Here is a 25,169-nt window from a genome sequence, read left to right on the forward strand (position 1 = left end):
TGGGGCGGGTTGCCCGTAGCCTTGGGGCCGTGACCGCACTGGATGACCTCGCAGACCGGTATGTGGACGAGTTCGCCTCGCTTGACCCGTGTCTTGCGGCCTTGATGGGGATCGCCGGGCAGGACGCGCGGCTGACCGATTACGGTCCGGAGGCGGCGCAGGGGCGGGTGGAGCTGGCGCGGCGGACGCTGGCGGAGCTGGCGCGGACTCCGGTGGAGGGGGACGCGGGGCGGGTCGCGGCGGCGATGCTGCGGGAGCGTCTGGACGTCGAGGTGGCGTTGGCCGAGGCGGGCGTGCTGGAGGGCGCGCTGGACACGATAGACGGGCCCGTGCAGCGGATCATCCGGGCGGTGGAGCTGCTGGACCAGGGCGCGGCCACGGATTGGGAGGCGGCCGAGGCCCGGCTGCGGGCGGTGCCGGAGGCGCTGGCGGGGTTGCGGGTGTCGCTGGAGCGGGCGTGCGGGCGGGGGCGGGTGGCGGCGCGGCGGCAGGTGGTGCGGAACGCGCGTGAGTGCTCGGACGTCCCGGTGTATCTGGCGGAGTTGTCGGCGCGGTACGGGGACGGTCCGCTGCGCGGCGGGCTGGACGCGGCGGTGCGGGCGGCGTCGGAGGCGCTGGCGGAGTTCGCGGGGTTCCTGACCGGTGAGTTGGCGGCGCGGGCGCCGGAGCGGGACGCGCTGGGCGCGGACCGGTACCGGCTGGGTGTGCGGGACTTCTTGGGCACGGATCTGGATCTGGAGGAGACGTACGCGTGGGGCTGGGAGGAGCTGGCGCGGATCCAGGGGGAGATGGCGGAGGAGGCGGCGCGGATCCTGCCGGGTGAGCCGCTGCCGGCGGTGCTGGAGGCGCTGGACGCCGACCCGGCGCACCGGATCAAGGGCGCGGAGGCGTTCCGGACGTGGATCCAGGGGCTGGCCGACCGGGCGATCGCGGATCTGGACGGGGTGCATTTCGACATTCCGGAGCCGCTGCGGCGGATCGACTGCCGGATCCCGCCGGTGGAGTCGGGGATCTACTATCTGGCGCCGGCGGAGGACCTGTCGCGTCCGGGGACGGTGTGGTGGACGGTGGAGGAGGACCCGTCGGGCGACATCGTGACGTGGTCGGCGCCGTCGACGATGTTCCACGAGGGCGCGCCGGGTCATCATCTGCAGCTGGGGGTGACGACGCTGAACCCGGTGCTGAACCGGTTCCAGCGGGTGTCGAGCGAGCTGTATCCGGGGCACTGCGAGGGGTGGGGCCTGTACGCGGAGCGGCTGATGGACGAGCTGGGGCACTACCGGGATCCGGCGCACCGGCTGGGGATGCTGGCGGGCGGTCAGCAGTTCCGCGCCGCGCGGGTGATCCTGGACATCGGGATGCATCTGGAGTTGCGGATCCCGGCGGGCACGGGGTTCCACGAGGGGGAACGGTGGACGCCGGAGCTGGGGTTCGAGTTCCTGCGGGCGAACAAGGGCCCCGACCCCGATTCGGTGGTGGCGTTCGAGATCGACCGGTATCTGGGGCGTCCGGGGCAGGCGATCGCCTACAAGCTGGGGGAGAAGATCTGGCTGGAGGCGCGGGAGGCGGCGCGGCGGCGGGACGGCGCGGCGTTCGACCTGAAGGAGTTCCACCGGCGTGCCCTGGACCTGGGCCCGATGGGCCTGGACCTGCTGCGCGCCGAACTGGCCCGCTCCTGACCCGCTGACCCGCTGACCCGCGGTATCGCGCCGTTGCCAGGGGCGGCGGTTGCCAGGGGCGGGCGGTGGGTCAGACGGGTTCGGAGGGGTCGAGGCGTGTGCGGGCGGGCGGTGCGGGCGTGGCGTCGACACCGGTCTCGCGGAGCCAGCGGCGCGCGTTGCGCCACTGCCGTTCACTCACCTGCCGCCCCGCCCCCGGGGCGTCGTCCGCCGCGCCGTTCAGCCCACCGCTCTCAGCGCCGCTCTCCGCGCCGTTCCGCGTCCCGGCGGGGGTGTCCGCAGGCGTGTCGGCGGAGCTGCCGACGTGGCCGGCCCGCTCATCGCCCGGTTCGACGATCTGCTTCTCGTAGTGCGGTGGCCAGCGCAGCAGCAGCCGGCGGCCGCAGGTGGGGCAGGCCCATTCCTCGAGCCCGGACTCCTCGATCCGGACCATCCGCATCTCGTGCGTGCCGTACACGATGTGGCCTCCTCGACCTCGGCGCGGGGTTCCGGTTCCGGGGGGTTGTGGGTTTGTGATTGCCCACGTCAAGAGGGTTAAACGGGATGGCGAGCGACCTTTAAGGTCTGGTCACGTGTCAGGCGGGAAAACCTTTTGGGACGGGCGCGGGCCCGGCACTACGATGGCGCGCATGTCAGGTATGACGAAGAGCGCGGTCCGGGTGGCCGTCTCCGTGGCCGCCTACGTCCGGCCGCGTGAGCGTCGCCCCGCCCTGGACCGCCCCGCGCGCACCGGCGCCTGACCCCTTTTCCGGCGGGCCCGCCGAGCCGTCTCGGCCGCCCGCCGCCGTTGACGCCTGTCGCACGGTGTCATCCGTCTCACGGTGCCTCCTGCCTGCGGTGTCTGCCGCCGGCAGTGTTCTTCGCCTGCGGTGTCCAGGGCCTTCGAGCGTCCGCCGACCATTTCGGGCGGGCCCGCCGGGCACCGGTCACGCGCTGCGCGCTTCCCCGGGGTGAGCCACGGGTGCGGCCCGTCCCGACCGGCCCGCCGAGGCCGCAAGCCGAGGACACCCACCGTGACCCCAAGGCCCCGCAGCACCCGCGAGAACACTGGTAACACCCGTTACGGCCCATACGGCTCACGTGCGGCGCGCGGGAGGGCGCGCCGCGAGCTGTCGCAGAACTTCATCGCCGACCCCGGCGTCATCGCCCGGTATGTCCGTGCCGTCTTTGAAGGGCCGGGCGGAGCCCGTCACTTGACTGGTGGTGGGCGGGGGCTGGAGGACGGTGGGCCGGGCGGGCTGGTGGTGGAGGCCGGCGCGCGCGACGGCCGCGTCACCGCCGCGCTGGCCGGACGCGCCCGCCGCGTGATCGCCTACGAGATCGACCCGGTGATGGCGCGGCGGCTGGCCGAGCGCTGCCGCGACCTGCCGAACGTGCGCTGCGTGACCGGCGACTTCCTGGCCGCCCGGCCCCCGCGCGGGCCGTTCCACCTGGCCGGGAACATCCCGTACTCGGTCACGTCCCGGATCGTGGCGTGGGCGCTGGACGCACCCGGCCTGGCGTCGGCGACGCTGGTGACGCAGCGGGAGTACGCGCGCAAGCGCACCGGCGACTTCGGGCGGTGGAGCCGCCTGACGGTGCGGACGTGGCCGGAGTTCTCCTGGCGGCTGGGCGCCCGCATCCCCCGGGACCGGTTCCGTCCCGTCCCGCGCGTGGACTCGGCGGTGCTGCGCCTGGACCGCCGCCCCAGCCCGCTGCTGGCGCCGCGGACGATGGACGACTACGTCCGGTGCGTCGACGTGGGGTTCAGCGGCGTGGGCGGCACCTTGCGCGCCTCGCTGCGGCGGGCGTATCCGGGGGCGCGGGTGGACGCGGCGTTCCGCGCGGCGGGGGTGCCGCGCGACGCCGTGGTGGCGTTCGTCCATCCCGACCAGTGGGTGGCGCTGGCGCGCGTCCTGCACGACCACGACCGGCCCTGACGCCCCGCCCTGACGACTGCCCGGTCGATCTGAGGGCCGCCGCGCCCGCCGCCCGTCCCTGGACGCGGGCGGCGGGCGGGCGGTGTCAGAACGGGCGTGTCAGAACGGGTAGGTGGCGATCTGGTCGCGGACGGTGACCCACTGCGTCTCGGTGAACGCCTCGATGTTGGCGTCGGGCCCGCCGAACCGCGACCCGTTCCCGGACGCCGCGAGCCCGCCGAACGGGACGACGGGCTCGTCGTTGACGGTCTGGTCGTTGATGTGGACGAGCCCGGTCGGGACCGCGTCGGCGATCCGCATGGCCTGCCCCACGTCGCCGAGGATGCCGAGCGACAGCCCGTACTCGCTGGCCGCCGCGAGCGCGATCGCCTCCTCGGTGGTGGAGAACGGCACGACGGGCGCGACGGGCCCGAACACCTCCTGGGCGTAGGCGGGCATGTCCGGGGTGACCTCGGCCAGGACGGTCGGGCGGTAGAACAGGCCCTCGTGGGTGCCGCCGGCGGCCAGCCGCGCGCCGGCCGCGACGGTGCCGCGGACGAGTTCGTCGACGTGGGCGAGCTGCCCCTGGTCGATGATGGGGCCGAGCGCGACGGGCCCGGACGCCGGGTTCCCGACGGGGAGTTTGTCGGCCTTGTCGGCCAGCGCGGCGACGTACTCCTCGTGGAGGCTCTCGTGGACCAGGTGCCGCCCGGAGGTCATGCATATCTGCCCCTGGTGCAGGAACGAGCCCCACGCGCCGGCCGACACCGCGTCGGCGACCTTCGCGCCGGGCAGGACGATCAGCGCGTTGTTGCCGCCGAGTTCCAGGTGCGCGCGTTTGAGGAGCCGCCCGCACACTTCGCCGATCTTGCGTCCGGCGGCGGTGGAGCCGGTGAAGGACACCACCCGCACCTCCGGCGCCGCCACGACCGCCTCGCCGGCCTCGCGGCCGCCGGGCAGCAGGTGCAGCAGGCCCTCGGGCAGCCCGGCCTCCTGGAAGATCCGCGCGAGGACCACGCCGCCGCACACCGCGGTGCGGGGGTCGGGTTTGAGGAGCACGGCGTTGCCGAGCGCCAGCGCGGGCGCGACCGACCGCATCGACAGGATCAGCGGGAAGTTGAACGGGGCGATCACGCTGACGACGCCGGCGGGGCGGCGGCGCGCCAGGCTCCACCTGGGCTGCGCCGACGGCAGGACCAGCCCCTGCGGGTGGGAGGCCAGCGCCGCCGACTCGTAGCACAGGCTCGCCGCGAAGTGCGCCTCCAGTTCGGCCTTGGGCGGGATCGACCCGGACTCGCGGACGATCCAGTCCTGGATCTCGGCGGCGTGGTCCTCGAACAGCCGCCCGGCGCGGCGCAGCACGGCGGCGCGTTCCTCGTAGGTGCGGGCGGCCCAGTCGCGCTGTGCGGAGGCGGCGTTCTCGGCGGCGCGCTGGACGTCGGCGGCGGAGGCCTGGCCCAGGGTGCCGAGCGTCCCGCCGGTCGCGGGCTCGGTGACGTCGTAGACGCCGCCGGCGGCGGCGGTCCAGCCGCCGTCGAAGATCTTCCCGGTCCAGACGCCGGGGTCGAGCAACGCCATCGCTCCTCCTCGCTTACGGGGTCGTGCGCGCGGACCCGCGCACGCACGCAGATCCCCAGATTCCACCCTTGCCATGCCGGACGCGTCCGGGAACTTCATCGTTCCACTCAATGGAAACGCCCCCGCCGCGAAAACCCGTTGCGGCCGGGCGGAGGGGCGGGGCAGTCTGGAGATCACACGGACGCCGGAACGCCCGGCGCCCCCGGCCACGGGAGGGAGCGGTCATGATGCTCCGGCGGCGCGATCGCGACCGGGCCCGCAGCGCCTGGCCGGCGGCCCTCTGACGTCCGCGCCCCCCGCGCGCGGCGGCCGCCTTCCCACCCGGAAGAGCGGCCCTTCCCGTCTCCGGCCCCTCGGGGGCCGGTTCCCGGTTCCGTCTTCGACGTTCACGACCTCGTAGCTCAGCGGTCAGAGCACCGGCCCGTCACGCCGGACGCCGTGGGTTCGAATCCCATCGGGGTCGCCGCCCCGCCCCCGCCGTCACCCTGGGGGCGGGGTCCCCTCCCCGTAGCTCAGCGGACAGAGCACCGGCCTCCGAAGCCGGGGGCGCAGGTTCGATCCCTGCCGGGGAGACCGCCAGGCGCCCGGGTCAGGCGCCCGGGTCATAGAGGCGGGTCAGGGGGCGGGAGGACGGCGGCGATGCAGTCCAGGACGCGGTCCAGGCCGTAGCGGAACTGCTCGTCGGGGGTCATGTGCGGCAGGCGCGCGTCGAGGACGATGCGCTCGAACATCGGGTACGCGCCGGTCTGCAGCAGTTCGCGGACGTAGGGGCCGCTCCGCGACATCCACCGCTCGGGCGTCATCCCGCTCTGCTCGCTCTCGCGGGCCCATTCGATCTCGCCGCGGACGACCCGTTCGACGTAGCCGCCGAGCATGTCCAGCAGGGTGAACATCTCGTCGATGGGGATGCCGACGTCCAGCGCGCCGAACGCGAACTCCGTCAGCCGCAGCCGGTTGGGGCCGGGCACGGCGCGGGGGCGGTGCAGGCCCGCCAGCCAGGGGTGGCGCCTCCACACCGCGCGGGTCCGCTCGGCGAACAGGGCCAGGTCGGCGCGCCAGTCGCCCGACGGGCGGGCGGGCATGTCCATCTCGGCCAGGACGTGGTCGGCCATCAGGTCGAGGAGGTCGTCGCGGGAGGGGACGTACCGGTACAGCGACATCGCGCCGGTGCCGAGTTCGGCGGCGATGCGGCGCATGGACGCGGCGTCCAGCCCGTCGGCGTCGGCGATCCGGATCGCCGCCTCGGTGATCTGGGCGCGGGAGTAGGCGGGGCGGGGCCCGCGGCCGGGCCGCCCGGCCCGCTCGGGCCGCTCGGGGACCGACCAGATGCTCACGAAGTCGCCGCCTGACACGTCGCCGCCCGACACCGGACCTCCTCGTCTCCCGCTTCCGCAGCATCCTAGTTGCGTACGACGTACCCAGTTGTTTACGCTGGCACGCGTTAGTTGCGTACATCGTACTCAGATAGTGCTGGAGGGCTCTCGTGACCGACGAACCGATCGTGGTCGCCGAGGCGCTGCGCAAGCGCTTCGGCGGCACCCAGGCCCTCGACGGCCTCGACCTCGCCGTCCCCGCCGGGACGGTCTGCGGCGTCCTCGGACCCAACGGCGCGGGCAAGACCACCGCCGTGCGGATCCTGGCGACCCTCGCCGACGCCGACTCCGGGCACGCCCGCATCGCCGGACACGACGTCGCCCGCCGCCCCGACCGGGTGCGGGAGCTGATCGGGCTGGCCGGGCAGCACGCCGCCGTCGACGAGAAGCTCACCGGGCGCGGCAACCTGCGCATGTTCGGCCGCCTGTACCACCTGTCGCGCCGCGACGCGCGCCGCCGCGCCGACGAGCTGCTGGACCGGTTCGGGCTCGCCGAGGCCGCCGACCGGCAGGTCGCCGGCTACTCCGGCGGGATGCGCCGCCGCCTCGACCTGATCACCAGCCTGATCCTGCGGCCCCAGGTGCTGTTCCTGGACGAGCCCACCACCGGCCTGGACCCCCGCGGCCGCGGCGAGATCTGGGACGCCGTCCGCGAGCTCGCCGCCGACGGCACCACCGTCCTGCTCACCACCCAGTACCTGGAGGAGGCCGACCGGCTCGCCGACGACATCGCCGTCGTCGACCACGGCCGCGTCATCGCCACCGGTCCCCCCGAGCGGCTGAAGGCCTCCGTCGGGGACCGGCTCGACGTCGTCCTGGACGACCCCGCCGACGACCCCGCCGCGGCCGGCGCCGCCGCCGACGTGCTGCACCGCCTCGCCGGCGCCTACCCCGCCCTGGACGCGGGCCGCCTGTCGGTCCCGCTGGCCGCCGGGGCCGTCCGGCTCGCCGACGTCGTCCGCGAACTGGACCGCGCCGGCGTCGCCGCCGCCGACGTCGCGCTGCGCCGCCCCACCCTCGACGAGGTGTTCCTGCGCCTCACCGGCGACCCCGCCAACCCAGCCGTCCCTGCCGAGCCCGGCGGGACCGAGCCGCGCAAGGAGGCCGTGCGATGACCGCCTACACCGCGCCCGCGTCCCGCGCCGGACGGCTGCGCTGGACCCTCACCGACGGCCTCACCCTCATCGGACGCGAGCTCGCCCGCCTCCGCCAGGCGCCCGGCGAGCTCGTCGGCGCGCTGGTCTTCCCCGCGACGATGGTGGTCCTGTTCGGATACGTGTTCGGCAGCGCCATCGCCGTGCCCGGCGGCGGGAACTACCGCGAGTACCTGATGCCCGGCCTGTTCGCGATGGTCACCTTCACCGCCACCATGGCCGTCACCCTCCGCGTGGCGACCGACGCCTCCCGCGGCGTCATGGACCGGTTCCGGTCCATGCCCGTCGCCCGCTCCGCCGTCCCGTTCGGGCAGACCGGCGCCGAACTCCTCAGCGGGGTCCTCGGCCTGGCGATCATGGCCGCCGCCGGGCTCCTGGTCGGCTGGCGCGCCCACGGCGGCCTCTGGCCCACCGCCGAGGCGTTCCTGCTGCTGGCGCTGATGCGGTACGCGCTGAGCTGGGCCGGGTGCTACCTCGGGCTGGTGGTGAAGAACGAGCAGACCGCCGACCAGCTCATCCCGCTGGTGTTCCCGGTGACCATGCTGTCCAACTCGTTCGTCCCCACCGGCGGGATGCCCACCGTGCTGCAGGTGATCGCCGACTGGAACCCCGTCAGCGCCCTCACCGCCGCCTGCCGCGACCTGTTCGGCAACCCCGGCGCGGCCGAGCCCGGCGCCGACCCGGCGTGGCCGCTGGCCCACCCGGTCGCCGCCACACTCGGCTGGTCGGTGCTTCTCCTGGCGGTCTTCGTCCCGCTGTCGGTGCGGACCTACCAGCGCCGCGGCCGGTGACGCCGAGGGGCAGGGCCGCAGCCCGGCTTGGACGGCCAGGCCGCGGCCCCACCCCTCACACGCCCCTCAGACGCCCCTCACACGCCGCTCACGCGCTGCTCACCGTGGGGCTGGTCAGACGCCGAACGGGGGCGGGTAGGCGACCGTCCCGGACGGGACCGGGCCCGGCCCGTCCAGCACCAGCGCCATCAGCGCCTCGTCCGGCACCGGGAACGCCACCCCGACGCCGAGCGACGACGCCCGGACGAACCCGAACCGCGGGTAGTACTCCGGATGGCCGAGCACCACCACCAGCCGCTCCCCGCGGCCCGCCGCGGCACGCGCGGCCGCCGCGTCCAGGACGGCCCGGACCGCCGCACCGCCCGCGCCGCGCCGCTGCCACTCCGGCAGCACCGCCACCGGCGCCAGCGCCAGCGCCCCCGACACCTCCGCCGGGCCCGCGCCGACCCGGCACCGCGTCACCAGCGCGTACCCGGCGACGCCGCCGTCCGGCGCCTCGGCGACCGCCGACAGGCCCGGCGCCCACGCCGGGTCCGCGCGCAGCGCGTCCACCAGGTCCGCCTCGGCGGCCGTCGGGAACGCCGCCTCGACCACCGCGCGGACCGCGCCGCGGTCGCCCGGCCGCTCCGGCCTGGTCGTCCACTTCACCGGTCCCGCCCCCGCTCCTTGTACATCTGCCGTTGCGCCTTCCTGATGGTCTTCCACCGGTTGTCGCGCTCGGCGCGCAGCCGCGCGTCGGTACGCGAGGCCGCCCACTCGTTCTCCCGCAGCAGCTTGCGGTAGCTGTCCAGGCGGCGGCGCTGCAGCGTGCCGTCCTCGACCGCGGCGAGGACGGCGCAGCCCGGCTCGGCGTGGTGCGCGCAGTCGCCGAACCGGCACCGGGCGGCCAGCTCCTCGACGTCGGCGAACGTCCGCTCCAGGCCCTCGGACGCCTCGAACAGGCCGACGCCGCGCAGCCCCGGCGTGTCGATCAGGACGCCGCCGCCCGGCAGCGGCAGCAGCTCCCGCCGGACGGTGGTGTGGCGGCCCTTGCCGTCCTGCTCCCGGACCGCGCCCGTGGCCAGGACCTCCTCGCCGAGCAGGGCGTTGCCGAGCGTGGACTTGCCCGCGCCCGACGGCCCGATCAGCACCACCGTCCCGTCCAGGACGGCGCGGACGACGTCCACGCCGTCGCCGGTCGCGGCGCTGCACGACACCACGTCCACGCCCGGCGCGGCGCCCGCGGCCTGCGCCTCGGCGTCGGCGCCGTCGGGCGCCCGGTCGGATTTGGTGAGGACGACCACGGGCCGCGCGCCGCTCTCCCAGGCCAGCGCGAGCAGCCGCTCCATCCGGCCCAGGTCCAGGCGGGCGGCCAGCGACACCGCGATCGCGACGGTGTCGACGTTGGCGGCCAGCACCTGGCCGCGGGAGTCCCGCGACGCCGACGACCGCACGATCGCGGTCCGGCGCGGCAGCAGCGCCGCCACCGCGGGACGCCCGTCCGGGCCGTCCGGGCGCAGCGCCGCCCAGTCGCCCGTGCACGGCGCCACCGCCGCATCACCCGCCGGGTCCGCGGGATCACCGGCCGGGTCGCCGGGGGAGAGGGAGGACGCGGGGACGGGGCCGGCGGAGGCCCGCAGCGGGCCGGTCTCGGCGACCACGTCGCACAGGCCGCGGTCGACCGCGGCCACGCGCGCGGGGATCAGCCCCGCGGCGCGATGAGAGGTGAACTCGTTCTCCAGGGTCGTGTCCCAGCCGTAGACGGCCAGCGGCGACGACCCCGCTGAAGCGGAAGACAATGTCGGAACCTTCGCGTGAAAAGGGACCCCGGCACGGGACGCGCCGCAACGAAGGTGCGGGAACGCGTCAGCCGGCGGCCCGGGAAATGAGGACGGGCTGAATGCTGCGGGCAGCAGCCACCGCAACGACGGCCATACGTCCACACCTCCTCACGAGTCCGGACGCGACTCTACCGCCGCGTGCCCGGCCCGGCCAACCGGTTATCCGGGCGGACGGGCGTTTCCCCCGCGCGGGGGAGCGGGATCGCCCCCGGCGGGGAGGCGGCGGCGCGCGCGCCCGGCGCAGGATCGGGGTCATGGCCACCACCACCCTCACCGACCCCGCCGACCCCGCCGACCCGACCGACCCGACCGAGCCCGCCGATCCGGCCGACCGCGCCGATCCGGCCGACCCGGCCGACCCAGATAGGCGCGCCGGTCCAGGTAAGCGCACCAATCCAGTTCGGCGCGGCGGCGGCGTCCGCGGCGGGGCGGCGGGCCTGGCGGCGTGGTTGACGGCCGGGCGGCGGCTTCCGCTCGTCGCGCTCGCCTGGGTCGGCGCCTACGGCGCGCTGCGCGTCTACTGGGCGTCCGGGCATCAGCCAGAGAACATGTCGCCCGTCGACACAGACCTGGTCGCCTTCACCGGCTGGGCCGGCGTGGCGCTGTGCGGGGCCGCGGCGGTCGTGCTGGCCGCGCTCGCCGCCCCCCGCGCGGACGCGCTCGCGCCGCTGCCCCGCCGGGTCCTGCTGGCCGCGGCGTGGACGGTCGCCCTCTGCCTCGTCGCGTCCAGCGCGCTGCTGCTCCTCGACGTCGTCGGCGGCGTCCTGCCCGGCCTCGGCATCCGGTTCTACCCGCTCGGCGCGCTCAGCCGCGCCGCCTGCGCCGCCGCCGGGATCATGACCGGGCTGTCGGCCCTCGCCTACGCCCGCCGCACCCGCGCCGGCTGCGACCGCTGCGGGCGCCGCGACGGCGCGGCCGGCCCGCTGGCCGCCACCCCGGCGTGGGCGTTCTGGGCCGCCTACCTCGCCGTCGCCGGCTGCCTCGCCCGGATCGCCGCGCAGGCCGCGGTCGGGTTCGGCGAGTCCCCGCTGGCGGGCGGGCCGTCGGCGATCCTGTTCGAGGCCGGGTTCCTGCTCGGCGGGAGCCTGCTGCCGCTGGCCCTCGTCCACTCCTTCGGGCGGACGTGGCCGCGGCTGGTCCCCGTCCTGGGCGGGCGCCGCGTCCCCCGCCGGCTGGTGCTGTGGCCCGGCGCCGCGATCTCCGGCGGCCTCACCGTCTACTTCGGGCTGATGCTGCTGCAGATGTTCTGGGAGCGGCTGAACGGCCGCAACCCCTTCCCCGCCGAAGGCGGCCTGGACCTGCCCGAGGCGTTCTTCTGGGTCGCCGTCCCCTCCTACCTGCTGTGGGGCGCCGGGATGGCCGTCGCCGCCCGCGCCTACGCCCGCCGCACCCGCGTACCCTGCCCGTCCTGCGCCCGCTGACCCCGCGGCGCGGCGCAGATCGGGAGCGCCGGCCGGAACCGGTGGACGACTTCGGAAGTTATGGTGATTTGTGGGGCGGGATCGCGAGGAGGGGGCGTGGCCGTGGACGACAACGACACCGTGGACCCGGAGAAAGCGGACCGGGACCTGGAGAAGCAGGACCGGGCGGAGGAGGACGGCGCTGAGCGTCCCGGGGACGGGCTCGCCGAACGCGCCGGCCGCGCCGACCGGGCCGCAGCCGACCGCCTCGAAGAGATCTGGGACGGCCTGGCCCCCGCCGCCGCGTCCGCCGCCCGGACGGCCGTCACCGCCGGCGAGCCCGTCGCCGCCGCCGCGCGCGACGCCGCCGCCCTCGCCGCGACCCGCATCCTGGAGCAGGTGTCGGGGACGCCCGCGATGAAGGCGATCGAGCAGGCCGCCCGCGACGCCGCCGTCAAGGCCGCGTCCGCCGCGGCCGAGCGGGCCGTCACCGAGGCCCGCGCCGCCGCCGCGGCCAACCCCGCCGCCGCGAGCGCGTTCGAGGCCGCCGCCACCGCCATGACCCTCGCCGAGCAGGCCGGACGGCAGGCCGCCCGGCACCCCTTCGCCGCCGCCGCGCGCCGCCTGGCCACCGGCAGCCCCCTGGCCCGCGACGTCGCCGCCACCGCCCGCGACGTCGCCGGACGCACCGTCACCGCGACCGTGTCCGCCCCCGTCGTCCAGGCCGCGACCAGGACCGTCGTGGACGCCGCGGTCGACACCGTCGCCGACGCCGCCGTCGACGCCGCCATGATCGCCGGGCGGGACGTCGTCGCCCGCGTCGTCCGCGAGACCGCCGAGCAGGCCGCCCGCGACCTGGCCGCCGGGCTGCGCGACCGCGCCCGCCTGGCCGCCGAGCGCGCCGCCCGCGACACCGGCGTCACCGCCGCCGACCTCGCCCCCCTCACCGGCGCCGCCCGCACCGCCGGGGACCTGCTCACCGCCGCCGCCGGCAGCGCGTTCGCCCGCACCGCCCGCGACCTGGCGCTGCACACCGCCGCCCGCGCGACCACCGCCGCGATCGAGGCCGTCCTGCGCGAGCTGATCCGCGACGCGCTCAAGCTCGCCATGAAGGACACCCTCCGCGGCCTCATCGTCGACGTGTCCCGCGACGTCGTCGTGGACGTCGCCAAGACCACCTGGACCACCGCCACCCGCCCCGCCGCCCGCCCTGCCACCCGGGCGGACGCGCCCGGGGCGGCCGTCGTGGTCGAGGCGACCGCCGAACCCGCCGGGGACGTGTGGGCCGACGCCACCGCGGAAGTCGCCGTCGAGGTCACCGCGCAGGTCACCGAGCAGACCGCGCGGCAGATCGGGGAGCGCGCCGCCGTCCAGGACCCGCCCCGCGACGACGCGCCCTGACCCGGGCCCCTCCCGGCCCGGCGCCGCCGTGATGTACTCGGAGGGGAAAGGCCGTCCTCGCCGACGAACACGGAGGTAAAACGATGGCCGACACGCTCGACGACACCGCCGTCGCCGCCCTCCTGCGCGACCTGCCCGCCTGGACCCGCGACGGCGACGCCATCCGCCGCCAGGTCAAGGCGCCCTCGTTCCCGGCCGGGATCGACGTGGTCACCGACGTCGCCCGTGCCGCCGAGGACGCCGACCACCACCCCGACATCGACATCCGCTGGCGGACCCTGACCTTCACGCTGAGCACGCACAGCGCCGGCGGCCTCACCGGCAAGGACTTCGACCTCGCCGCGACCATCGACCAGATCGCCGCCCGCCACGGCGCCGAGTAGCGGCTGGCCGTGATGGTGCAGGTGGCGGTGTGCGGGCCCGGCGAATGCACCGAGCCGGACTGGGACCGCGCCCACGAGACCGGGCGGCTCCTCGCCGCCCGCGGCGCCGTGGTGATCTGCGGCGGGCACGGCGGCGTCATGGCCGCCGCTGCCGCCGGCGCCCGCGCCGCCGGCGGGATCGCGGTCGGGGTGCTGCCCGAGGCCGACCGCGCCGCCGCCGGACCCGACCTGACCGTCGCGCTGCCCACCGGCCTCGGCCAGGCCCGCAACACCCTCATCGTCAACGCCGCCGACGCCGTCATCGTCGTCGGCGGATCATGGGGGACGCTGTCGGAACTGGCCCTGGCGATGCGGCGCGGCACCGTCCCCGTCGTGCAGCTCGGCGGATGGCGCGTCCACGACCAGGACGGGCGCCCCGTCGGCGGCATCGTCCACGCCGACCGGCCCGAGGACGCGGTCCGCGCCACCGGCCTCTGGCCCTAGCCGGGCGGGCACGGCGGCCGGGCGCAGCGGAGCGGCGGGGCGGGGCGGGGCGGGCGCACTGGCCGGGGGAGCGGGCTAGTGGGCGGAGAAGCCGCCGTCCACGAAGATCGACTGGCCGGTGACGTAGGCGGCCGACGCCGACGCCAGGAACACCGCCGCGCCCGCGAAGTCGTCCGGCAGGCCGTTGCGGCCCGTCATCGTCCGCCCGGCCAGGGCCTGCACCGCCGCCGGGTCCGCCGACAGCCGCGCGTTCAGCGGCGTCATCACGAACCCCGGCACCAGCGTGTTGGCCGTCACGCCGCGGCCCGACCACGCCTCGGCCTGCGACCGCGCCAGCGCCACCAGCCCCGCCTTCGACACCCCGTACGCGCCGCTGGTCACCGACGCCCGGAACGCCTGCTGCGAGGCGATGTGGATCAGCCGCCCGAAGCCGCGGGCCGCCATCGCCGGACCGAACCGCTGCCCGAGCAGGAACGGGGCGTCCAGGTTCACCGCCATCGTGGTGTCCCACACGTCCTCGCCCAGCTCGTCCATCGGCGGCCGCAGGTTGACCGCCGCCGCGTTCACCAGGATGTCCGGCTCCCCGAACGCCGCCGCCGCGCCGTCGGCCGCCGCCGCGACGCCCGCCCGCGACCCCAGGTCCGCGCTGACCGCCGCGGCGCGGCAGCCGTGCCCCTCCAGCTCCCGGACCGTCGCCGCCAGCTCCGCCTCCCGCCGCGCCACGACCACGACCGACGCGCCCGCCCGCGCCAGCGCCTCCGCGATCGCCCGGCCGATGCCCGAACTGCCGCCCGTCACCACCGCGACCCTGCCCTCCAGCGAGAACAGCTCCGACAGGTACGGGACGGGAGACCGGCGACCACTCATGATCGCGAATTCTACGGGCCCGCCCCGCTCACCCCCCGGCCGCCTCCCGATCCTCCGGGGACGGCCGCCCCTCGGACGGCTGCGGCCGGCCGGTGGGCGGGGCCTCGCCGGCGGCGGACGCCCTCCTGCGGCGGCGTGCCTCGCGCGCGGCCACGACCACCGCGACCAGGATCGGCGCCCAGAACTTCGCGGTCGCCAGGACCACGGCCAGCCACGGCGGCGCCGACACGTCCGGAAGATCGGGAAGATCCGGCCAGGGGACGTCCGGCCACGGGACCGACGGCGCGTCGACGTCCGGGAACGGCACGTCCGGCCGCGGGATCCACTTCAGCAGCACCCTCACCAGCACGCCCAGCCCCAGCAGCGGGAACACCACCCGGCCGGCCGCCGCCACCACGTGCCGCGACGCGTACAGGACGGGGTGCGCCCGGGCCAGCGCCTCCCGCCTGGCCGCCCGCGTCCCCTCCGCCGGCCCGAACGCGAGCCTCTCGATCCTTTCCGGCCTCCCGCCCCTCCCCGCCCCGGCGCCCTTCACCAGGCTGACCTTCTCCGGGACGTCCTCGGCGGGGGCGGGCGGGACCAGGGCGCAGCGGGACGCCTGCCCGTCGACCAGCCCGACGGCGTCGAACACGACGTCGACGCTCATGTCCCCGTACGGCAGCGACGCCTTCAGCCAGCCGGCCGCGGCGTCCCCGGCGGGTTCACCGTCCACGAACAGCCGCACGGTCCTGTTCCACCCGGCGCGCGCGGTCTCGACCTCCAGGCGGCGGCCGCCGTGGTCGAGCGTCCAGCGGCCCGCGGGCGCGCCGCTCAGCGAGATGCCCCCAGTCATGCCGTCCAGTCTCCGGGCCGCCGGACGCCCGGGAATCACCCGAACGGCCACGCCCGGTAGACCAAAGTCGACACCGCCCGCACACCGCCCCCACCCGGGCGGCGGCGGGGGTCAGGCGAAGCGCCAGCGGGTCGCGCCGAACGGCTCGGCGATGCCGACCGCGACGACGGTGTGGAAGGTGAACCGGTACACGTGCCACGGCGGCGGGCCCGCGCTCTGCGCGCTGAACGGCGCCGTCAGCCCGTCGCCGTCCACCTGCGCCGGCCAGCCGCCCTCCCGGTACCCGGCGGCGATCGGCTCCAGCACCCCGGGGTCGGTCACGCGCCGCGCCTCGCCCTCCAGCACCACGTCCGCGATCGCCGTCCGGATCGAGAACGTGCACGCCGGGTTCGCCGCCAGGTCGCGGGACTTGCGGGTGCCGGGCCCGCTGGTGAAGTACAGGTCGCCCTCGTACCACTGCGCGCCGACGCCCGCCGCGTGCGGACGGCCGTCGGGGCGGGCCGTGCCCAGGAACACCGGCGTCTCCATCTTCGGCAGCGCCGCGGTCAGCGCGTCGCGCACGGCGCCCCACGCCAGCTCACCGCCGCCGTAGATGTCGAGATTGCGGGCCTCGACGGGCTCACGGTCGGTCATCGTCGTCTCCTTCGGTCGCGCTTCGGTCGCGGTTCGTCGCAGATGCAGACCGCGCGCGGCGCCCGAACTCATCGCCCTCGGCCGCCCCGTCCCGGACGGGAACGCGGTCAGTCAGTGTCCTCATTGCCGCGCATACTGGGATCATGTCATCGGCCCGGCTGCTGCGGCTGCTGTCACTGCTGCAGGCCCGGCGCGAATGGCCGGGCTCGGAACTGGCGGGACGGCTCGGCGTCAGCGTCCGCACCGTCCGCCGCGACGTCGAACGGCTCCGCGGCCTCGGCTACCCCGTGCACGCCGCCCCCGGCGCCGCCGGCGGGTACGGGCTGGAGGCCGGGACGGCGATGCCGCCGCTGCTGCTGGACGACGAGGAGGCCGTCGCGATCGCGGTCGGGCTCCGCGCCGCCGCCGGCGGGGCCGTCGAGGGCATCGGGGAGGCGTCCGTGCGGGCCCTGGCCAAACTCGAACAGGTCCTGCCGTCCCGGCTGCGGCGCCGCGTCACCGCGCTGCACACCGCCACGACCCCGCTGACCGGCCCGCCCGCCGGGCCCGCCGTCGACCCCGAGACCCTCACCGTCCTGGCCGCCGCGTGCCGCGACCGCGAACGCGTCCGGTTCACCTACCGCGACGCAGGCGGCGCGGACACCGCCCGGCACGCCGAGCCGTACGGGCTGGTCACAGCCGGGCGCCGCTGGTACCTGGTCGCCTACGACGCCGACCGAGGCGCCTGGCGGACGTTCCGCGCCGACCGCATCGCCCGCCCCCGGCCCACCGGGGCCAGGTGCCCGCCCCGCGACCCGCCCGCCGCCGACGCCGCCGCGTTCGTCACCCGCTCCCTGGCCGAATCGGCGGCGGGAACCGCTCAGGACCCGCGGCCCCTCCGGCGGGCCGTGCTGACCGTGCACGCCTCCGCCGAGGAACTCGCCGACCGGTTCCGCGTCACCGGCGCCGAGATCGAACCCGTCGACGATCACACCTGCGTCCTGCGCACCACCCCCGACTCCCTGGAATGGACGGCGCTGCGCATCGCCTACCTCGACCTGGACTTCGACGTCCAGGGCCCGCCCGACCTCACCGCCCGCCTGGCCGCGATGGCCGCCCGCCTCTCCCGCGCCACCACCCCGGAAACCGGCGGAAAGCCGGGCCCGTAACGCAGGAGCTGGCCTTGACCCCCAGCGGCCATGAGCGCCTCGCCGGTGGTCCGGGGGCGCCGGGCTAGCTGGGGCGTCCGTCCGGTTCGGGCGGGGCGGGTTCGCCGGGCTGTGCCGGCGGCTGGGCTGTGGCCGTCGTGCCGGGCGGACGCGGCGGGGCGGGGTCGGCGGCGACGGCGGTGAGCTCGTCCAGCAGGGCCGTGACCGCGGGCGGGCGCGGGCCGGCCGGGACCAGCGCGGTGATCCTCCGGCGGCCCGCGCCGGGCACGTCCGGGGCGGCGACGCCCGGCTCGGTGTGCAGGCCGAGCGCCAGCGCCGGGAGCGCGGTGACCGCCAGGCCCCGCGCGACCAGGCGCTGGATCGCGACGTGGTCCTCGGTGGTGTAGGCGATGTCGGGGACGAAACCCGCCTGCCCGCACGCCCACCGCAGATGGTCGCGGCACCGCGCGCAGCCCGACGCCCACCGCTCGCCCGAAAGGTCCGCCAGCCGCGGCCGCGCCGCCGCCGCGAGCGGGTGCGCGGCCGGGACCAGCAGCCGCAGCGGGTCGTCGCGCAGCGGCACCTCGCGCACGCGCGCGTCGGTGTCGGGCGGCAGGTGCGCGTGCCGGAACACGACCGCGACGTCGGTGTCGCCCGCGCGGAGCATGGCCAGCGCCTCCGGCGGCTCGGCGTCCACCAGCGTCACCGACACGCCCGGCGCGCGGGCCCGCAGCCGCGCCAGCGCGTCCGGCAGCAGGGCCCCGGCCGCGGTCGGGAACGCCGCGACCCGCACCCGCCCGGCGCGCAGCCCCGCGATCGCGGCGATCCGCTCCTCGGCGTCGTCCATGCGGGCCAGGACGTCCTCGACGTGCTCGACCAGCACCCGGCCCGCCTCCGTCAGCCGCACCCCGCGGCCGTGCCGCACCACCAGCGGCGTGCCGACCTCGGCCTCCAGCCGCGCGATGTGGTGCGACACCGCCGGCTGGGTGTAGGACAGGGACCGCGCGGCGGCGGTCATCGAGCCGAGCCGCGCCACCTCCCGCAGGATCCGGCCGCGGTGCAGGTCCAGCATCCCCGCAAAGTATCAACACGGTTTATGGGTGGCCAAGAGAACCGTACTTTGTGCTATGGCGCGTGGTGGACGACGATCGGTGCATGAGCCTTTCCATCCGGGACGCGCAGCGCGAGTTCGGCGCCGGGGTCGCCTACCTCAACACCGCCACCTACGGGCTGCCGCCCCGCGCCGCGCACGAGGCGATGCTCGCCGCCGAGCGGGACCGCGCCGCCGGGCTGCTGGCCGCCGCCGCGCTGGACGAGGCGGTGACCCGGTCCCGGGAGGCGTTCGCCCGCCTGCTCGGCGTGCCCGCCGGGCGGGTCGCGTGCGGGCCGCAGGTGTCCTACTTCGTCGGGCTCGTCGCCGCGTCGCTGCCCGCCGGCGCGACCGTGCTGGTCGCCGACGGGGACTTCACCTCGCTGCTGTGGCCGTTCGCCGCGCGGGCCGGGCTGACCGTCCGGTCGGTCCCGCTGGAGCGGATCGCCGCCGAGGTCCGGCCCGGCGACGACCTGGTCGCGGTGTCGGCGGTGCAGTCCGCCGACGGGCGCGTCGCCCCGATGGACGACCTGATCGGCGCCGCCCGCGCGCACGGCGCCCGGATCCTGCTGGACGGCACCCAGGCCGCCGGGTGGCTCCCGCTGCCCGCCGACCGCGTCGACTGGCTGGTGTGCGGCGGCTACAAATGGCTCCTCGGACCCCGCGGCACCTGCTTCCTCACCGGCACCGCCGAGGCGCTGGACGCGCTGCCCGCGATCGGCGCCGGCTGGTACGCCGGAGCCGACGTGTGGGACTCGGTGTACGGGCTGCCGCTGCGGCTCGCGGCGGACGCGCGGCGCCTGGACCTGTCCCCGGCGTGGCAGTGCTGGGCCGGGCACGCGCCCGCGCTGGAGCTCCTCGAACGCGTCGGCGTCCAGGCGATCCACGACCACGACGTGGCGCTGGCGCGCCGGTTCCGCGCCGCGCTCGGCCTGCCGCCCGCCCCGCCGGGCGGGGAGTCGGCGATCGTGTCGGTCGCGGTCCCCGGCGGCGCCGCCGAGACGCTCCGCGCCGGCGGGGTGATCGCGTCGGTGCGGGCGGGACGGCTGCGCTGCTCGTTCCACCTCACCACCACCGAGGCCGACGCCGACAAGGCCGCCGGGCTCCTCGCCCCGCTGCTGGCCCCGGTGGCGCCCGGGCGCTGAGGCTCTTCGCCGAAGCTCTTCGCCGACGTTCTCACGCCGAAGTTCTTACAAGGTTGGAACAAAGCGTCTTGACGGGCGCTCCCGCGCGGGTGGCGGGGCGCGGCGCGTCCTACGTTCGACGGCATGAACGTACTGCTCACCGGGTCGGCCGGCTTCATCGGCTCGCACGTCGCCGAGGCCCTGGACGCCGCGGGCCACCGCGTCCGCGGCCTGGACCCGCGGCCCGACGCGCTCGGCGGCCCGCCCGCCGACGTCCGCGACGCCGCCGCGCTCGCGCCCCGCCTGGACGGGGTGGACGCCGTCTGCCACCAGGCCGCCAAGGTCGGCCTCGGCGTCGACGTGTCCGACCTGCCCGACTACACCTCCGCCAACGTCCAGGGCACCGCCGTGCTGCTGGCCGAGATGGCCCGCGCCGGCGTGGGGGTGCTGGTGCTGGCGTCCTCGATGGTGGTGTACGGGGAGGGCGCCTACACCTGCCGCCGGGACGGTGCCGTCCGGCCCGGGCCGCGCCCGGAGGAGGCGCTGCGCGCCGGGCGGTTCGAGCCCGCCTGCCCCGCCTGCGGGCGGCCCCTCGACCCCGCCGCCGTCGCCGAGGACGCCCCGCCCGACCCCCGCAACGTCTACGCCGACACCAAACTCGCCCAGGAGCACCTCGCCGCGTCGTGGGCGCGGGCGACCGGCGGGACCGTCGCGGCGCTGCGGTACCACAACGTGTACGGGCCGCGGATGCCGCGCGACACCCCCTACGCGGGCGTCGCGGCGATCTTCCGGTCCCGGCTGGAGGACGGGCGGGCGCCGCTGGTGTTCGAGGACGGCGGGCAGCGCCGCGACTTCGTCCACGTCCGCGACGTCGCCCGCGCCAACGTGCTGGCCCTGGAACACGCCGCCGCCGGCCCGCCGCCGCCCGGCCCCGGGCCCGTCCCCGGGCTCGGCTCCGGCGGGCTGCGCGCCTTCAACATCGCCAGCGGCGAGCCGCGCACCGTCGGCGACATGGCCGCCGCGCTGTCGGCCGCGTTCGGCGGGCCCGCGCCGCGCGTCACCGGCGGTCACCGGCTCGGCGACGTCCGCCACATCGTCGCCCACCCCGACCGGGCCCGCCGCGAGCTGGGATTCTCCGCCGCGGTGGCGTTCGCCGACGGGATGGAGGAGTTCGCCCGTCGGCGCGTCACCAGTTCGTAAGGGTCGCCCGGCCGTCACCGAGAGTAGCGTCGGAGCGTGATCGATGTGGTTCTCCCGTGCCTCAACGAGGCCGAGGCGCTGCCCTGGGTGCTGTCGCGGATGCCGCGCGGGTTCCGCCCGCTGGTGGTCGACAACGCCTCCACCGACGACTCCGCGCGCGTCGCCGCCGACCACGGCGCGCGCGTCGTCGCCGCGCCCGACCGCGGCTTCGGCGCCGCCTGCCACCGGGGCCTGCTGGCCGCCCGCACCGACGTCGTGTGCGTCATGGACGCCGACGCGTCCCTGGACCCGGCCGAGCTGCCCCGCCTGACCGCCGCGCTCGACGCCCTCCACACCACCGGCCCGCCCGAACCGGACCCGGATCCGGGAGCGGGTCCGGGTCCGGGTCTGGTGCTGGGGCGGCGGCGGCCGTCCGGGCGGGGCGCGTGGCCGCCGCACGCACGGCTCGGCAACGCCGTCCTGGCCCGGTCCCTGAACCGGCGCGCCGGCACCCGGCTGCACGACCTCGGGCCGATGCGCGCCGCCCGCCGCGACGCGCTCCTGGCCCTCGACCTGACCGACCGCCGGTTCGGCTACCCGCTGGAGATGGTGCTGCGCGCCGCCCGCGCCGGCTGGCGGATCGGGGAGATCGACGTCGCCTACCGTCCCCGCACCGGCTCCTCCAAGGTCACCGGGACGCTCGGCGGGACGGTCCGCGCCGTCCGCGACATGCGCCGCGTCCTGGCCGAGGCCTCCTCATGACCGGCTCGACCGGCTCACCGGACGCGGATCTGATCGTGATCGCCAAGGAGCCGGTGCCCGGACGCGTCAAGACCCGGCTGACGCCCGCCTACACGCCCGCCGAGGCCGCCGCGCTGGCCGAGGCGGCGCTGCGCGACACCCTCGACGCCGTCGCCGCCGCCCCGGCCGGGCGCCGCACCCTCGCCCTCGACGGCGCGCCCGGGCCGTGGCTGCCCGCCGGGTTCGCCGTCGCCGCGCAGCGCGGCGGCGGCCTGGACGAGCGCCTGGCCGCCGCGTTCGCCGACGCGTGGGCCGGCCGCCCGCTGGTGCTGATCGGGATGGACACCCCGCAGGTCACGCCCGCGCTGCTCGCCCGCGCCGGGCGGGCGCTGCGGCGGCGCGGCGCGGTGTTCGGCCCGGCGTCCGACGGCGGGTTCTGGCTCCTCGGCCTCCGCCGCCCCGACCCCGCGCTGCTGCGCGGCGTGCCGATGTCGCGGCCCGGCACCGGCGCGGCGCAGCTGGCGCGGCTGCGCGCCGCCGGGCTGGACGTCGCGCCGCTGCCCGAGCTCACCGACGTCGACACCCCCGCCGACGCCGCGGCCGTCGCCGCCGCCGCGGGCGGGACCCGGTTCGCGGCGGCCGTGCGGGAACTCGGCGTCAGGACGGTCCCGGCATGATCGGCGAACTGTACGAGGACGCGCTGCGGGGCCGCGCGCCCGTCGAGATCGAGCACGCCGACGGGCGCCGCCGGCCGCTGCCCGTCCAGGACTGGCTCGCCGCCCGGCCCGGCGACGGCGGGCTCCTGGCCCGCTGCGAGGGCGCCACGCTGGACGTCGGGTCCGGGCCCGGCCGCCTCACCGTCGCGCTGGCAGGGCGCGGCGTCCCGGTGCTGGGCATCGACCTGGCGCCCGCCGCGGTCGCGCTGACGGTCGCGGCGGGCGGGCCCGCGCTGTGCCGGGACGTGTTCGGCCGCGTCCCCGGCGCCGGGCGCTGGCGTACCGCGCTGCTCGCCGACGGCAACATCGGCATCGGCGGCGACCCCGCCGCGCTGCTGCGCCGCGTCCTGGCGCTGCTGGCGCCCGGCGGGCGGGTCCTGGCCGAGGTCGACCCGCCCGGCGGGGCCTCCCGCGCCGAGCCGCTGCGGCTGCGGTCGGGCCGCGCGGTCGGGGAGTGGTTCACGTGGGCGCACGTCCCGGCCGACGCCGCCGCCGCGCTCGCCGCCGCGTGCGCGGCGACCGTCACCGAGATGTGGGAGGAGGCGGGCCGATGGTTCGTCGCCCTTCGTTCCTGACCCGCCTGCTCGCGGCGCCGGCCCGGCTGCCCGCGCGGTTCACCAGCCGGCTGCATGACGAGCGGGTCGCGGCGTGGCTGGGCATGGCGCTGGGCGTCAGCTTCCTGTCGGCGTTCGCGACCGGGCTGATCTCCCACTTCATGCAGCACCCGCCCGGCTGGGCGCAGTGGCCGTCGCGTCCGGTGAACCTGTACCGGGTCACCCAGGGCGTGCACGTGATCGGCGGGCTGGCGACCGTGCCGCTGCTGCTGGCCAAGCTGTGGACGGTCTACCCGAAGCTGTGGCAGTGGCCGCCGGTCCGGTCCGCGCTGCACGGGGCGCGGCGGGCGCTGATGTTCGTGCTGGTCGGCGGGGCGCTGTTCCAGTTCGTCACCGGGGTGCTGAACATCGCGTACTGGTACGCGTTCCCGTTCCTGTTCACCACCGCGCACTACTGGACCGCCTACATCGTCATCGGGGCGCTGCTGATCCACGCCGCCGACGAGTGGTCCAAGGTGCGGCGCACGGTGATGACCCGCCCGCAGGACGCCGTCGGGCGCCGCGCGTTCCTGCTCACCGTCGCCGGCGCGAGCGGTGTCATCACGGCCGTCACCGTGGGGGAGGCGTTCTCGCCGCTGGCGCGGCCGGCGGTGCTCGCGCCGCGCCGCCCGGGCACCGGGCCGCAGGGCCTGCCGGTCAACAAGTCCGCGGCCGCCGCCGGGGTGACCGCCGCCGCCCGCGACCCGGCGTGGCGGCTGACGGTGACCGGGCGGGTCCGCCGCGACGTCGTCCTGACCCTGGACGGCCTGCGCGCCCTCCCGCAGCACCCGGCGCGGCTCCCGATCGCGTGCGTGGAGGGATGGAGCGCCGACGCCGACTGGCGCGGCGTGCGGCTGCGGGACCTGCTCGCCCTCGCCGGGGCCGCCGGCGACGCCCGCGTGCGGGTCGAGTCGCTGCAGAACTTCGGGATCTACCGCACCTCCCGCGTCGACCCCGAGCACTGGCACGACCCCCTCACCCTCCTCGCCCTGGACCTCGGCGGCGAGCCCCTCGACCTCGACCACGGGCACCCGTGCCGCCTCATCGCGCCCAACCGGCCCGGGGTCATGCAGACCAAATGGGTGCACCGGCTGGTGGTCCTGTGAACGCCGCGAAGATCGCCGTGTGCGGGGCGGGGCTGGCGCTGATCGCGGTCGGCGCGCGCGGGATCGCCGTCCACGTCGACGCGGTGGCGTGGCTGGCGTGGTTCGCGGGCGCGGCCGTCCTGCACGACGGCGTCCTGGTCCCGGTGGTGCTCGCGGCGGGGCTGGCGACGGGGCGGCTGCCCGCCGCGCACCGCCGGACCGTCCGCGCGGCGCTGATCGTCGCGGGGTGCGTGTGCGCGGTCGCGCTGCCGCTGGTCCTCGGGTACGGGCGCCGCGCGGACGAGCCGTCCCGGCTGCCGCTGCCCTACGGCCGCAACCTCGCGATCGTCCTGGCGGCGATCACGGCCGCGGCGGCGGTGACCGTCGCGGCCCGCGTGTACGCGGCCCGCCGGAAGGAGCGCCGGAGGGGGCGGGCGTGACCCTCACCGACGCGCGCACACCCGACGCCGCTCGGTGCGGCGGCGGCCGGGGCGCGTGGCGGGGGCGGGCCGCGGTCGCGGTGTGGGCGGCCGGGATCGCGGCGGCGTTCGCGGCCGGGTGGTGCCTGCGCCGCGCCGGCCTGGCCACCGAGGACCCGCTGCCCCCGCTCCACGCCCGCGCCCGGGAATGGCCGCTGACCTGGCAGCTCCTGCCCGCCGCCGTGGTCGCCGCCGCCGCGGTGGCGGCGCTGCCGGTGCTGGCGGCGCGGCTGCCGTGGCGGGCCCTGCTCCCCGCCGCGTGGGCTTTCGCGGCGGCGTGGACGGTCGCGCTCGCCGCCGCCGACGGCTGGGACGCGCTCACCGCCCCCCTGGACGCGCCGACCGAGTACCCCGCGGGCCTGGCGCAGCTGCGGCCCGACCCCCTGACCTGGCTGGACACCTTCACCGAGCGGCTCGGCGGCTACACCACGCACGTCCGGGGGCATCCGCCGCTGCCGGTGCTGGTCCTGTGGGCGCTGGAGGAGGCGGGGCTCGGCGGGACCGGCTGGGCGGCGGCGTTCATCGTCGCGGCGGGCACGTCCTCGGCCGCCGCGATCGCGGTGACGGTGCGGGTGCTGGCCGGTGAGCGGGCGGCGCGGGCGGCGGTGCCGTTCCTGGTCCTGGCGCCGCTGGCGCTGTGGGTCGCGACCGCGATGGACGCGTTCTTCCTGGCCGTGGCCGCGTGGGGCACGGCCCTGCTCGCGGTCGCCGCCCACCGCACGGGCGCCCACCGGACGGGGGCG

The 25,169-nt window shown here is 77.1% G+C and carries 25 protein-coding genes, 2 tRNA genes and 1 pseudogene; 19 read left to right on the top strand and 9 right to left on the bottom strand.

Annotated elements, in window-relative coordinates; genetic code table 11:
• The first annotated feature begins 29 nt into the window (after positions 1-29).
• Positions 30-1,679, top strand: a complete 1,650-nt coding sequence (locus tag ACH35V_RS39495; RefSeq protein ID WP_395980008.1) for a DUF885 domain-containing protein — start codon at positions 30-32, stop codon at positions 1,677-1,679.
• Positions 1,680-1,749: 70 nt separating this feature from the next.
• Here ACH35V_RS39495 and ACH35V_RS39500 read toward each other — a convergent pair whose 3' ends face one another.
• A complete protein-coding gene (locus tag ACH35V_RS39500) occupies positions 1,750-2,136 on the bottom strand; it encodes a hypothetical protein (RefSeq protein ID WP_395980009.1) in 387 nt (128 codons plus the stop codon).
• A 556-nt stretch (positions 2,137-2,692) separates the two neighbouring features.
• On the opposite strand from ACH35V_RS39500, the gene erm reads away from it, so the two are divergent.
• A complete protein-coding gene (gene erm / locus ACH35V_RS39505; protein WP_395980010.1) occupies positions 2,693-3,598 on the top strand; it encodes an ErmE/ErmH/ErmO/ErmR family 23S rRNA (adenine(2058)-N(6))-methyltransferase in 906 nt (301 codons plus the stop codon).
• A 99-nt stretch (positions 3,599-3,697) separates the two neighbouring features.
• Here the strand turns inward: erm and ACH35V_RS39510 are convergent, their stop codons facing one another.
• Positions 3,698-5,155 (bottom strand): benzaldehyde dehydrogenase, encoded by a 1,458-nt coding sequence (locus tag ACH35V_RS39510; RefSeq protein WP_395980011.1) that lies wholly within the window; start codon positions 5,153-5,155, stop codon positions 3,698-3,700.
• Positions 5,156-5,545: 390 nt separating this feature from the next.
• Here ACH35V_RS39510 and ACH35V_RS39515 point away from each other — a divergent pair.
• Positions 5,546-5,618 (top strand) — tRNA-Asp (locus tag ACH35V_RS39515).
• A gap of 38 nt (positions 5,619-5,656) precedes the next feature.
• Positions 5,657-5,728: transfer RNA gene (locus ACH35V_RS39520), tRNA-Arg, on the top strand.
• 29 nt (positions 5,729-5,757) lie between these two features.
• On the opposite strand, the gene ACH35V_RS39525 is transcribed toward ACH35V_RS39520, so the two are convergent.
• Complete coding sequence (locus ACH35V_RS39525; protein WP_395980012.1) at positions 5,758-6,522, bottom strand: TetR/AcrR family transcriptional regulator; 765 nt, start codon at positions 6,520-6,522, stop codon at positions 5,758-5,760.
• 116 nt (positions 6,523-6,638) lie between these two features.
• Here ACH35V_RS39525 and ACH35V_RS39530 point away from each other — a divergent pair, with 116 nt between their 5' ends.
• Entirely contained in the window at positions 6,639-7,643 is a 1,005-nt protein-coding gene (locus tag ACH35V_RS39530) for an ATP-binding cassette domain-containing protein (RefSeq protein WP_395980013.1), read from the top strand.
• Positions 7,640-8,473, top strand: a complete 834-nt coding sequence (locus ACH35V_RS39535; RefSeq protein ID WP_395980014.1) for an ABC transporter permease — start codon at positions 7,640-7,642, stop codon at positions 8,471-8,473. Before ACH35V_RS39530 ends, ACH35V_RS39535 begins: the two co-directional genes overlap by 4 nt.
• 114 nt (positions 8,474-8,587) lie before the next feature.
• On the opposite strand, the gene ACH35V_RS39540 is transcribed toward ACH35V_RS39535, so the two are convergent.
• On the bottom strand, positions 8,588-9,121 hold the full coding sequence (locus ACH35V_RS39540) for a GNAT family N-acetyltransferase (protein ID WP_395980015.1): 534 nt from the start codon (positions 9,119-9,121) through the stop codon (positions 8,588-8,590).
• On the bottom strand, positions 9,118-10,251 hold the full coding sequence (gene rsgA / locus ACH35V_RS39545; protein WP_395980016.1) for a ribosome small subunit-dependent GTPase A: 1,134 nt from the start codon (positions 10,249-10,251) through the stop codon (positions 9,118-9,120). Before rsgA ends, ACH35V_RS39540 begins: the two co-directional genes overlap by 4 nt.
• Before the next feature lie 296 nt (positions 10,252-10,547).
• Between rsgA and ACH35V_RS39550 the strand changes: the two genes are divergently transcribed.
• The 4 genes from ACH35V_RS39550 to ACH35V_RS39565 all read left to right on the top strand — a co-directional run bounded on the left by ACH35V_RS39550 (position 10,548) and on the right by ACH35V_RS39565 (position 13,960).
• A complete protein-coding gene (locus ACH35V_RS39550; RefSeq protein WP_395980017.1) occupies positions 10,548-11,714 on the top strand; it encodes a hypothetical protein in 1,167 nt (388 codons plus the stop codon).
• 96 nt (positions 11,715-11,810) lie between these two features.
• Positions 11,811-13,094 carry a hypothetical protein gene (locus ACH35V_RS39555; RefSeq protein WP_395980018.1) on the top strand — a complete coding sequence of 428 codons (1,284 nt, stop codon included), beginning with the start codon at positions 11,811-11,813 and terminating at the stop codon, positions 13,092-13,094.
• An 83-nt stretch (positions 13,095-13,177) separates the two neighbouring features.
• A complete protein-coding gene (locus ACH35V_RS39560; RefSeq protein WP_395980019.1) occupies positions 13,178-13,477 on the top strand; it encodes a 4a-hydroxytetrahydrobiopterin dehydratase in 300 nt (99 codons plus the stop codon).
• A gap of 12 nt (positions 13,478-13,489) precedes the next feature.
• The gene (locus ACH35V_RS39565; RefSeq protein WP_395980035.1) at positions 13,490-13,960 is read left to right on the top strand and encodes a TIGR00725 family protein; all 471 of its coding nucleotides are present in this window, start codon (positions 13,490-13,492) and stop codon (positions 13,958-13,960) included.
• 75 nt (positions 13,961-14,035) lie between these two features.
• Here ACH35V_RS39565 and ACH35V_RS39570 read toward each other — a convergent pair whose 3' ends face one another.
• The 3 genes from ACH35V_RS39570 to ACH35V_RS39580 form a co-directional block, all read right to left on the bottom strand.
• Entirely contained in the window at positions 14,036-14,827 is a 792-nt protein-coding gene (locus ACH35V_RS39570; protein ID WP_395980020.1) for an SDR family NAD(P)-dependent oxidoreductase, read from the bottom strand.
• Between the two features lie 28 nt (positions 14,828-14,855).
• On the bottom strand, positions 14,856-15,659 hold the full coding sequence (locus ACH35V_RS39575) for a hypothetical protein (RefSeq protein WP_395980021.1): 804 nt from the start codon (positions 15,657-15,659) through the stop codon (positions 14,856-14,858).
• Between the two features lie 111 nt (positions 15,660-15,770).
• Complete coding sequence (locus ACH35V_RS39580) at positions 15,771-16,292, bottom strand: pyridoxamine 5'-phosphate oxidase family protein (RefSeq protein ID WP_395980022.1); 522 nt, start codon at positions 16,290-16,292, stop codon at positions 15,771-15,773.
• Between the two features lie 143 nt (positions 16,293-16,435).
• On the opposite strand from ACH35V_RS39580, the gene ACH35V_RS39585 reads away from it, so the two are divergent.
• Complete coding sequence (locus ACH35V_RS39585; protein ID WP_395980023.1) at positions 16,436-17,440, top strand: helix-turn-helix transcriptional regulator; 1,005 nt, start codon at positions 16,436-16,438, stop codon at positions 17,438-17,440.
• Positions 17,441-17,504: 64 nt separating this feature from the next.
• Here ACH35V_RS39585 and ACH35V_RS39590 read toward each other — a convergent pair whose 3' ends face one another.
• Positions 17,505-18,491, bottom strand: coding sequence for a LysR family transcriptional regulator (locus ACH35V_RS39590; RefSeq protein ID WP_395980024.1), 987 nt, complete (start codon positions 18,489-18,491; stop codon positions 17,505-17,507).
• A gap of 83 nt (positions 18,492-18,574) precedes the next feature.
• On the opposite strand from ACH35V_RS39590, the gene ACH35V_RS39595 reads away from it, so the two are divergent.
• The 8 genes and pseudogenes from ACH35V_RS39595 to ACH35V_RS39630 form a co-directional block, all read left to right on the top strand.
• Complete coding sequence (locus ACH35V_RS39595) at positions 18,575-19,654, top strand: aminotransferase class V-fold PLP-dependent enzyme (protein WP_395980025.1); 1,080 nt, start codon at positions 18,575-18,577, stop codon at positions 19,652-19,654.
• 123 nt (positions 19,655-19,777) lie between these two features.
• Complete coding sequence (locus ACH35V_RS39600; protein WP_395980026.1) at positions 19,778-20,833, top strand: NAD-dependent epimerase/dehydratase family protein; 1,056 nt, start codon at positions 19,778-19,780, stop codon at positions 20,831-20,833.
• A 36-nt stretch (positions 20,834-20,869) separates the two neighbouring features.
• Positions 20,870-21,574 (top strand): glycosyltransferase family 2 protein, encoded by a 705-nt coding sequence (locus tag ACH35V_RS39605; protein WP_395980027.1) that lies wholly within the window; start codon positions 20,870-20,872, stop codon positions 21,572-21,574.
• The gene (locus tag ACH35V_RS39610; protein ID WP_395980028.1) at positions 21,571-22,230 is read left to right on the top strand and encodes a TIGR04282 family arsenosugar biosynthesis glycosyltransferase; all 660 of its coding nucleotides are present in this window, start codon (positions 21,571-21,573) and stop codon (positions 22,228-22,230) included. The genes ACH35V_RS39605 and ACH35V_RS39610 overlap by 4 nt, the downstream gene beginning before the upstream one ends.
• Positions 22,227-22,844, top strand: coding sequence for an SAM-dependent methyltransferase (locus ACH35V_RS39615; RefSeq protein WP_395980029.1), 618 nt, complete (start codon positions 22,227-22,229; stop codon positions 22,842-22,844). The genes ACH35V_RS39610 and ACH35V_RS39615 overlap by 4 nt, the downstream gene beginning before the upstream one ends.
• A complete protein-coding gene (locus ACH35V_RS39620; protein WP_395980030.1) occupies positions 22,820-23,968 on the top strand; it encodes a molybdopterin-dependent oxidoreductase in 1,149 nt (382 codons plus the stop codon). The genes ACH35V_RS39615 and ACH35V_RS39620 overlap by 25 nt, the downstream gene beginning before the upstream one ends.
• Positions 23,965-24,387, top strand: a complete 423-nt coding sequence (locus ACH35V_RS39625) for a hypothetical protein (protein WP_395980031.1) — start codon at positions 23,965-23,967, stop codon at positions 24,385-24,387. Before ACH35V_RS39620 ends, ACH35V_RS39625 begins: the two co-directional genes overlap by 4 nt.
• Positions 24,384-25,169, top strand: a pseudogene (locus ACH35V_RS39630) (hypothetical protein); the annotation flags it as partial. The gene ACH35V_RS39625 and the pseudogene ACH35V_RS39630, both read left to right, overlap by 4 nt.

Origin of the sequence: Actinomadura sp. 1N219 (genome assembly GCF_044326405.1) — a bacterium.
Classification (GTDB): Bacteria; Actinomycetota; Actinomycetes; order Streptosporangiales; family Streptosporangiaceae; genus Spirillospora.

Bases quoted from the DNA above. Each gene is read 5' to 3' on its own strand.
- ACH35V_RS39510 (WP_395980011.1), bottom strand. From the start codon at position 5,155: ATGGCGTTGCTCGACCCCGGCGTCTGGACCGGGAAGATCTTCGACGGC.
- ACH35V_RS39535 (WP_395980014.1), top strand. From the start codon at position 7,640: ATGACCGCCTACACCGCGCCCGCGTCCCGCGCCGGACGGCTGCGCTGG.
- ACH35V_RS39550 (WP_395980017.1), top strand. From the start codon at position 10,548: ATGGCCACCACCACCCTCACCGACCCCGCCGACCCCGCCGACCCGACC.
- ACH35V_RS39560 (WP_395980019.1), top strand. From the start codon at position 13,178: ATGGCCGACACGCTCGACGACACCGCCGTCGCCGCCCTCCTGCGCGAC.
- ACH35V_RS39565 (WP_395980035.1), top strand. From the start codon at position 13,490: ATGGTGCAGGTGGCGGTGTGCGGGCCCGGCGAATGCACCGAGCCGGAC.
- ACH35V_RS39570 (WP_395980020.1), bottom strand. From the start codon at position 14,827: ATGAGTGGTCGCCGGTCTCCCGTCCCGTACCTGTCGGAGCTGTTCTCG.
- ACH35V_RS39575 (WP_395980021.1), bottom strand. From the start codon at position 15,659: ATGACTGGGGGCATCTCGCTGAGCGGCGCGCCCGCGGGCCGCTGGACG.
- ACH35V_RS39580 (WP_395980022.1), bottom strand. From the start codon at position 16,292: ATGACCGACCGTGAGCCCGTCGAGGCCCGCAATCTCGACATCTACGGC.
- ACH35V_RS39585 (WP_395980023.1), top strand. From the start codon at position 16,436: ATGTCATCGGCCCGGCTGCTGCGGCTGCTGTCACTGCTGCAGGCCCGG.
- ACH35V_RS39590 (WP_395980024.1), bottom strand. From the start codon at position 18,491: ATGCTGGACCTGCACCGCGGCCGGATCCTGCGGGAGGTGGCGCGGCTC.
- ACH35V_RS39595 (WP_395980025.1), top strand. From the start codon at position 18,575: ATGAGCCTTTCCATCCGGGACGCGCAGCGCGAGTTCGGCGCCGGGGTC.
- ACH35V_RS39600 (WP_395980026.1), top strand. From the start codon at position 19,778: ATGAACGTACTGCTCACCGGGTCGGCCGGCTTCATCGGCTCGCACGTC.
- ACH35V_RS39610 (WP_395980028.1), top strand. From the start codon at position 21,571: ATGACCGGCTCGACCGGCTCACCGGACGCGGATCTGATCGTGATCGCC.
- ACH35V_RS39615 (WP_395980029.1), top strand. From the start codon at position 22,227: ATGATCGGCGAACTGTACGAGGACGCGCTGCGGGGCCGCGCGCCCGTC.
- ACH35V_RS39620 (WP_395980030.1), top strand. From the start codon at position 22,820: ATGGTTCGTCGCCCTTCGTTCCTGACCCGCCTGCTCGCGGCGCCGGCC.